The 6,944-nt window shown below is 63.7% G+C and carries 5 protein-coding genes; 4 read left to right on the forward strand and 1 reads right to left on the reverse strand.

Annotated elements, in window-relative coordinates; all coding sequences use genetic code 11:
• Positions 1–61 precede the first annotated feature (61 nt).
• Together Q7U29_RS21300 and Q7U29_RS21305 are read left to right on the forward strand one after the other, a co-directional pair.
• Entirely contained in the window at positions 62–997 is a 936-nt protein-coding gene (locus Q7U29_RS21300; RefSeq protein ID WP_304744514.1) for a DMT family transporter, read from the forward strand.
• Positions 998–1,170: 173 nt separating this feature from the next.
• Complete coding sequence (locus tag Q7U29_RS21305; protein ID WP_370691807.1) at positions 1,171–2,103, forward strand: Bug family tripartite tricarboxylate transporter substrate binding protein; 933 nt, start codon at positions 1,171–1,173, stop codon at positions 2,101–2,103.
• Between the two features lie 61 nt (positions 2,104–2,164).
• Here the strand turns inward: Q7U29_RS21305 and Q7U29_RS21310 are convergent, their stop codons facing one another.
• The gene (locus Q7U29_RS21310; RefSeq protein WP_304744516.1) at positions 2,165–3,850 is read right to left on the reverse strand and encodes a methyl-accepting chemotaxis protein; all 1,686 of its coding nucleotides are present in this window, start codon (positions 3,848–3,850) and stop codon (positions 2,165–2,167) included.
• Positions 3,851–4,096: 246 nt separating this feature from the next.
• On the opposite strand from Q7U29_RS21310, the gene Q7U29_RS21315 reads away from it, so the two are divergent.
• Both Q7U29_RS21315 and Q7U29_RS21320 read left to right on the forward strand, forming a co-directional pair.
• Positions 4,097–5,140, forward strand: a complete 1,044-nt coding sequence (locus tag Q7U29_RS21315; protein WP_304744517.1) for a C-terminal binding protein — start codon at positions 4,097–4,099, stop codon at positions 5,138–5,140.
• Between the two features lie 140 nt (positions 5,141–5,280).
• Complete coding sequence (locus tag Q7U29_RS21320) at positions 5,281–6,636, forward strand: esterase-like activity of phytase family protein (protein WP_304744518.1); 1,356 nt, start codon at positions 5,281–5,283, stop codon at positions 6,634–6,636.
• The last annotated feature ends 308 nt before the right edge of the window (positions 6,637–6,944 follow it).

A 6,944-nucleotide genomic window follows, 5' to 3' on the forward strand; every position in this document is an offset into this window, starting at 1 on the left:
GCATTGCGGATGCGGGACTTGTCGCGCGGCGGAATTCCGGCACAACTCTTCCCTGAAACAAATGACAATTCCCGCGCCCGCACCGCCTGCCCCCGACCCGGTCAGATGGCTCAATAACCAGCCCTATCTGCTCCTGAGCCTGACCTCGCTGTTCTGGGCCGGCAATATCGTGCTCGCACGCTATGTCGCCGGCCATGTGCCGCCGATGACGCTGTCCTGCGTGCGCTGGATCGGTGCCTTCCTGATGCTGATGCCGTTTGCCTGGCCGCACCTGAAGCAGGACTGGCCGGCGCTGCGCGCACGCCTGCCCATGATGGTAGGGCTATCGGCGACCGGTTTCGCCTTCAACAATGCGATTTCCTACTGGGCGCTGCAATATACCGAGGCGCTGAACGCGCTGTTGATCCAGTCGTCGGGACCGCTGTTCGTGGCGCTGTGGTCGCTGCTGCTGTTCGGGATGCGGCTGACTCTCGCGCAGTTCGCCGGCATCACGATCTCGCTCGCGGGCGTGTTGACCATCCTCCTGCGCGGCGATCTCGCGGCGCTGGTCAATATCCAGTTCAACCGCGGCGACGTGATGTTCGCCGGCGCGGTACTGAGCTTCGGGCTGTATTCGGCGTTGATCACGCGGCGGCCGAAGATCCACCAGCTGTCGCTGATTTCCTTCACCATCGGCTGCGGCGCACTGCTGCTGCTGCCGTTCTCGATCTGGGAGTTTTCGACCGGCGTCAGGCTGAAGCCGGATGCGCTGACGGCGGCGACGGTGATCTACGTCATGATCTTTCCATCGACGCTGGCCTATTTGTTCTTCAACCGCGGCATCGCGCTGATCGGCCCGAACCGCGCCTCGCCGTTCCTTCATCTGGTGCCGGTATTCGGCTCGGCGATGGCGATCCTGCTGCTCGGCGAGCAGCCGCGGCTGTTCCATCTGACGGGATATGTGCTGGTGCTGGCCGGCGTGGTGATCGCCTCGAGGCCCGCATCGGCGGCGCAGTAACCTATGCAATTGACGGATAGCTGCGGCGCAGTACCGGCTTTCGTTTTGGCCTCGGGCAGGCTAGCGTGGCCGGCAAGAAATCCATCGAAAAAGCCCCAACAAGGCTCCAAGGGAGACGAAACGGAATGATTTCGCTATCGACACAACGCCTGGGTGCAGCCGCGGCCTTCGCAATGATCTTCGCCGGACTGACATCCGCGGCGTCCGCGCAGGCCCCCTACCCGAGCCGCAACATCACGCTGGTATTGCCGTTCGCCGCCGGCAGCGGCACCGACACCACGACCCGGATCATCTCCAGGGAACTCGGCATTGCGCTCGGCGTCGGCATCGTGATCGAGAACAAGCCGGGCGCCAACGGCTCGCTCGCGGCGAGCCATGTCGCGCGATCCGCGCCGGACGGCTACACGCTGATGGTGTCGACGAATACGCCGCATTCGGCCAATCCCTACTTGATGAAGAACATGACCTACGATCCGATCAAGGACTTCACGCCGATCGCGCGGTCCGGCGATCTGCCGTTCATGCTGGTGATTCACCCCGACATTCCGGCAAACTCGGTGGCCGAACTGATCGCGCTGGCCAAGAAGGAGCCTGGCAAGTATTCCTTTGCCAGCGGCAGCTCTGCGGCGATCGTGTCGGGTGCGACATTCGCCAGCCTCGCCGGCCTCGATCTGCTTCACGTTCCCTACAAGAGCTCGCCGCCCGCGTTGACCGACCTGATCGCCGGGCGCGTCTCCATGATGTTCATCGATGTCCCGACCGGCCTGCCCCATGTCAACGCCAAGGCGCTGAAGGCGCTTGCGGTCACTACCAAGCAGCGCTCGGCCCTGCTGCCCGAACTTCCCACCATGGATGCCACGGTGAAAGGCTTCGACATCACGTCGTGGCAGGGTTATCTCGGACCCGCCAACATGCCAAAGGACATCGTTACCAGACTGAACGCCGAGATCCGCAAGGTCGTCGAACGGCCGGACATCAAGGGCCAGCTCGCCAACCGCGGCATGGAGGCGTTTTCGGGCCCTCCCGAAGAGTTCGCCGCGTTCCTGAAGGAACAGCTGGTGGTGTGGGAGAAACTGATCAAGGGCGCCGGAATCGAAAAGCAGTAGCGCCCGTTGCGTAGGGTGGGCACGGCGCAAGAGCGCCTTTGCCCACCCTACGAACACAAACCTACGCCGCGCGAACCTTGGTCAGGAATTCGTCGACCGCGACGCGCAGCATGCCGGATTGATTGTCGAGCTCGCGGGCGTTCGAAAGCACGTCTGAAGCGGCGGTGCCGGTGGCTGCCGCGGCGGTCGAGACGCCGCCGATATGGGCGCTGATCTCGCTCGATCCGGCCGCGACCGACTGGATGTTGCGCGCGATCTCGCGGGTGGCGTCACCCTGCTGTTCGATCGCGGTCGAGAGGCTGACGGTGATCTCGCTCATCTGCGCGATGGTCTCGGTGATGCCGCCGATCGAGACAACCGCATCGCTGGTGGAAGCCTGCATCGCGGCGACCTGGGCCGAGATTTCCTCGGTGGCCTTTGCCGTCTGGTTGGCCAGCGCCTTGACCTCGGACGCCACGACCGCGAAGCCGCGGCCGGACTCGCCGGCCCGCGCCGCTTCGATGGTGGCGTTGAGCGCCAGCAGATTGGTCTGGGCTGCGATCGAATGGATCAGCTTGACCACTTCGCCGATCTTCTCGGCGCCGGTCGACAGCGCACCGACGGTGGCGTTGGTGCGTTCGGCGCCGGCCACCGCCTGGCTGGCGATCTCGCTCGACCGCGTCACCTGGCGGGAAATCTCGGCGACCGAGCTCGAAAGTTCTTCCGCCGCTGCCGCGACCGTCCCGACGTTGTTGGATGCGCTCTCGGACGCGGCCCCGACGGTCGCCGCGCGTGCGCTGGCGTCGCTCGCGGTAGCCGTCATCGACTGCGCCGTGGACTGCATGCCCGCCGCCGCCGTCGACACCGAGCGGACGATGCCGTTGACGCTGCGCTCGAAATCGCTGGCGAGGTTTTCCATCGCCGCGTGGCGTTCCGCCGCGGCGCGCCCCTGGGTCTCCGCCTCGGCCTTTTCCAGCCCGCGAATCCGCATTGCGTTGTCCTTGAAGATCTGGACGGTCGCCGCCATCTTGCCGACCTCGTCACCGCGACCGATGCCGGGAATTTCACCTTCCAGCGAGCCATTCGCCAGCGCCTGCATGCGGTCGCCGAGCAGGCCGAGCGGACGGCTGATGCTGCGGCCGATCATCCAGGCGATGCTGCCGGCGATCACGCCGATAGCGAGACACGCCAGACCCAACAGCCACATGATCGGCGTCAGCTTGGCATCGATATCGTCGATATAGGCGCCGGTCCCGATAAACATGTTCCAGCCGGGGATCGCCACGGCATACGAAATCTTGCGAATGATCTCCTTCTCACCGGGCTTGCTATATTCATAGGGAAGGAGGATCTCACCCTTTGCAGCTACGCCGTCGCGTAATTCGCGCGCAAGCTTCCTGCCGCCGGTCTCGACGTCGAGCCGGTTCGTACCATGCTGCTTGGGATTAGGCGTCATCAGCGCGACGCCATCCATCGTGTAACCGAACAGATATCCCGCCCCCTTGTCGTAGGTCATCGAATTTCCGCGGCGGGTAAATTCGGCGATCGCGGCCTCCTTGGTCAATTGGCCGGCCTCGACCTGCTTCTGCAGCCCGGCCGCCATGTTGCGGCCCATCTCGACGATCGCCCTGGTCTGTTCGATGCGGGCGCTCATCATCTCGCGTTGCATCAAGTAGCCGGCGAGCGCACCTGCAATGCAGAGACCGACGAGCGTCACACCCACCAAAATGCCGAGCTTGGGGGTGATCGTCAGATTGGTCAGCTTCACGGGCAGTCTCCGGGATTTTGGGCGCGGCGCGCGGGCCCGTTGGCGGAATGATTCGCATCACGCTATAGTGAAATGCATTAGCGTTTTGTTACGATGGCCCTCCCGTAGAAGTACTATTGCAACTGCCGTCTTTTTCATCACAACAGCCGGTAGTTGTGCGGGGCCGATCAAGATGCTGGAATAGCGAAGCGGCGACGAGCGTCGCGGTCATAACCAACACCGACGCGTCAAATCGGGGAGCAGAAAATGCCGAAATTCAGGGTGGTGACACCGAAGGGCGCGAGTTTCACGGTCGCCGGCGGCGGCTATGATTATGAGAAAGAGGCGCTCGACCCGATCGGCGCCGAGATCATCGAGGCGCCGGCCAATGAGGCGGAATTCATCGCGGCCGCCCGCACCGCCGACGCCATCTACGCCAAGGGCATGCCGATCTCGAAGGCCGTCATCGACGCCCTCGAAAACTGCAAGGTCATCACGCTCGGAACCGTCGGCGTCGACAGCGTCGACGTGAAAGCCGCCACCGCGCGCGGCATTCCCGTCACCAACGTGCCCGACACCTTCATCGAGGAAGTCGCCGACCACGCCATGATGCTGCTGCTGGCCGGCTTTCGCCAGCTGGTCACACAGGACCGGATGGTCCGGGAAGGCCGCTGGTCGGAGGGCCGCCCGGCTTTGCTGAAGATCTCCCGCCTGATGGGGCAGACGCTCGGCTTCATCTCGTTCGGCCGGGTGGCGCGCGCCGTCGCCAAGCGCGCCGCCCCGTTTGGGCTTCGGATGATGGCCTACGATCCCTTCATTCAGGAGACGCTGATTTCCGATCATGGCGTGATGCCGGCGACGCTGTCCGAAGTGCTGTCGCAATCCGATTTCCTGTCGATGCATGCCCCGGCGCGGCCGGAGGTTCACCACATGCTCGGCGAAAAGCATTTTCGGCAGATGAAGCCGACCGCCATCTTCATCAACACCGGGCGCGGCCCGACCGTCGACGAGGAAACCCTGATCAAGGCGCTGCAGGAGGGCTGGATCGCCCACGCCGCCCTCGACGTGCTGGAGAAGGAGCCGCCGTCCCACAACAATCCGATGCTATCAATGGAAAACGTCACCCTGACCGCCCACGTCGCCTCGGCGTCGGCACGCTTCGACGAGGCGCGCAAGCGCCGCGTCGGCTACGAATTGTCACTGGTACTGCAGGGCATGTGGCCGGTCAGCTGCGTCAATCCGTCGGTGCTGCAAAACACCTCGCTCCGGCGCTGGCAACCTGTCAGCATGGACCGCGGCCCGAACAGCTAAGTCTGCCGATTGTTCGGTGATTCAGCGGCGGCGCAAGACCATACGTTCCCCACAGGCGTCACCCACGCTTCATAAATTCGTCAGCGCGCTGTAACGCGCGCTGCGCAGAACACCGCATGGTCCATTCCAGGAGACTAACCATGCGCATGTCACTGCTTTGTTCCGTCGCGTCGATCGTTCTGGCTACGGGGGCCGCGTTCGCACAGGGCGAAGGCGAATTTCCAGCCACGCTCAAGGGCCATGCCGTGCTGCCGGCGCAATCCTTTGTCGAAGCGCCCGCCGATGCGCCTGCCGATCTCAAGACCGCGGGCAAATACACCACCGGCCGCCGGGTCGACGCCGTCGGCAGCGTGATGGGAAAATCCTACGAGCGCCCGACCGGCGTGTCGCTGCCGTTCAAGGGCCAGCCGCTGCAGGGCCATTCCGGCATCAAGGTGATGCCGGACGGCTCGTTCTGGGTGCTCACCGACAACGGCATGGGCTCGCGCTACAACTCGGCCGATTCGATGCTGTATTTGAACCGGCACAAGATCGACTGGACGACCGGCAAGATCGACCGCCAGGAAACCGTGTTCCTGCACGACCCCGACAAGAAGGTGCCGTTCCGTATCCTGCATGAGGACACCGCCAAGCGCTATCTCACCGGCGCCGACTTCGACACCGCGGGTTTTCAGATCGTCGGCGACACCTTCTGGATCGGCGACGAATTCGGCCCCTACATCCTGAAGGCCGACAAATCAGGCAAGGTGCTGGCGGTGTTCGACACCATGGCCGACGGCAAGCCGGTGCGTTCGCCGGACCATTGGTCGGTGCAGTCGCCGGCAGCCCCCGGCGCGAGCTACACGACCGTCAATCTGCGCCGCTCCAAGGGCTATGAAGGCTTCGGCGGATCGAAGGATGGCAAGTTCCTGTACGGCCTGCTGGAAGGCCCGTTGTGGGATGCCGACAAGAAGGACGTGGAAAAGGTCAACGGCAAGGAAGCCGCGCGGATACTCGAATTCGACGTCGCGGCGGAAAAGTTCACGGGCCGCTATTGGCACTATGTGTTCGAGAATAACGGCCACGCGATCGGTGACTTCAACATGATCGATGCCACCAGCGGCCTGATCATCGAGCGCGACAATGGCGAAGGCACCGCGGACAAGGCCTGCCAGCAGGGCACCCGCGGCGAGAACTGCTTTCCGGACCTCGCCAAGTTCAAACGCGTCTACAAAATCGAACTCACCGACGCCAATGCCGGCAAGCCGGTCCGCAAGATCGCCTATATCGATCTGATGAAGATCCGGGATCCCGACAAAAAGGCGCGCAAGCCGCTCAGCGACGGCGCGCTGACGTTCCCGTTCTTCACCATCGAGAACGTCGACCGCGTCGACGCCACCCACATCATCGTCGGCAACGACAACAACCTGCCGTTCTCGTCGAGCCGCGATCCCAACAAGGCCGACGACAACGAATTCGTGCTGCTGGAAGTCGGTGATTTCCTGAAGGCGAAGTAGCTTGGGTCACCTCTCCCCGCAAGCGGGGAGAGGTCGAAATTCGCGATAGCGAATTTCGGGTGAGGGGGAGCCTCCGCATACTCACTGCATCTATTGGAATTTGCGGAAGCAGCCCCTCACCCCCGACCCTCTCCCCGTAAAGAACGGGGAGAGGGAGAAGACCGCCGCCCTACCCGCCCGGCATCATGACGACGCCCTTGTCCTTGGGCCAGCGCACGCGCCAGGCGAACGCGATGTCCTTGACCTCGCCGGGCTTGGCCTCGAACGCCCATTCCAGCACGCCGCGCCGCTCGCGCAGATTGGTCGCG

The sequence above is a fragment of the Bradyrhizobium sp. genome, from assembly GCF_030654605.1.
Taxonomy (GTDB): Bacteria; Pseudomonadota; Alphaproteobacteria; order Rhizobiales; family Xanthobacteraceae; genus Bradyrhizobium.